The sequence below is a fragment of the Actinomycetospora sp. genome (assembly GCF_055612215.1).
The window spans coordinates 1-1,222 of the sequence record NZ_JBVPVA010000706.1; the positions used below are offsets into that span (position 1 = coordinate 1).

The following is a 1,222-nucleotide window of genomic DNA, read 5'->3' on the forward strand; positions in this document are numbered from 1 at the left end:
TTAGCGTGACGGGCATGGTCGTCCGGAACGCCCCCGTCATCACGCAGGTGGCCCACGACGTCGAGCCGGTGCGGGTCGAGGTCGTCGACGCCCACGACGTGACACCGCGGATGCGCCGGGTGCGGTTCCGGGCGACGACGGCGGGTGCGGTCGCCGCGCTGCCCGTCACCGGCCCGACCGACCACGCCAAGCTCTTCTTCCCCCTCGAGCCCGGCGGCGAGCCGGAGCGCCCGGAGATCGGGCCCCGCGGGCTCGTCGCGCCGCCGGCGGGCCGGCCGCGCCCGTACCGCGAGTACACGCTGCACGCGGTGGACGACGACGCCGTCGAGGTCGACTTCGTGCGCCACGGCGCCGGGCTCGCGGGCCGGTGGATCGAGGAGCCGGCCGGCGCGCTGTGGCTCTACGGGCCGCGGTCCTCCCTCGTCGCCGAGCCGCGCGACTGGTACCTGCTCGGCGGCGACGAGACCGCGCTGCCGGCGCTGACGCGCTGGCTCGGCTCGCTGCCCGCCGACGCGTCCGGGCTCGTGCTCGTCGAGGTCGCCGACGTGGCCGAGGAGCAGGAGCTCGCCGGGCCGTCGGGCGTCGAGGTCCGGTGGCTGCACCGCGACGGCGCCGAGCCGGGGACGACGACGCTGCTGGGCGACGCCGTCGCGTCGTGGCCGCGCCCGGACGGCGAGGGCCTCGTGTGGATGGGGGCCGAGGCGTCGGCCCTGCGCCCGGTGCGGCGCCGCCTCCGGGACCTGCTGCCGAGCGAGTGGATCGACCTCGACGGCTACTGGCGCCGCGGGGTCGAGGGGACCGGGTTGGGCTGACACCCATGTGAACGATTTTCGTCGTTCGGGCGACGAATTCCGTTCACCTGAGCGCAGCTCTCGCGAACTAGGACTCGCGGACGCGGAACAGCCAGATCAGCCCGAGGATCGGCAGGATCAGCGGGACGAAGCCGTACCCGACGCCGAAGTCGCTCCAGACGGTGTCGTCCGCGAAGTCCTGCGGGGCCAGCACGGTGAACAGCCCGACCACCACCACCCCGACGAGCTCGATCCACACGGCGGTGAGCGCGAGGCGCCGGAGCTGCCGGCCGATCGCCACCGCGGCCACGATGTACACCGCCGCGGAGAAGGCCGAGAGCAGGTAGGCCAGGGGCGCGACCTGGAACTGCACCGCGATCTGGAAGACCGCGCGGGCCCCGGCGGAGATCGCGAAGATCACGTAGACGACG

2 protein-coding genes are annotated in these 1,222 nt (G+C 74.5%); one reads left to right on the forward strand and one right to left on the reverse strand.

Features of this window, described 5'->3' with window-relative positions:
• Nucleotides 1-812: siderophore-interacting protein (locus AC0CYZ_RS19390; RefSeq protein WP_472218282.1), on the forward strand; the 812-nt coding region annotated here is incomplete at its 5' end.
• Nucleotides 813-879: 67 nt separating this feature from the next.
• Here AC0CYZ_RS19390 and AC0CYZ_RS19395 read toward each other — a convergent pair.
• Nucleotides 880-1,222: hypothetical protein (locus AC0CYZ_RS19395; RefSeq protein WP_472218284.1), on the reverse strand; the 343-nt coding region annotated here is incomplete at its 5' end.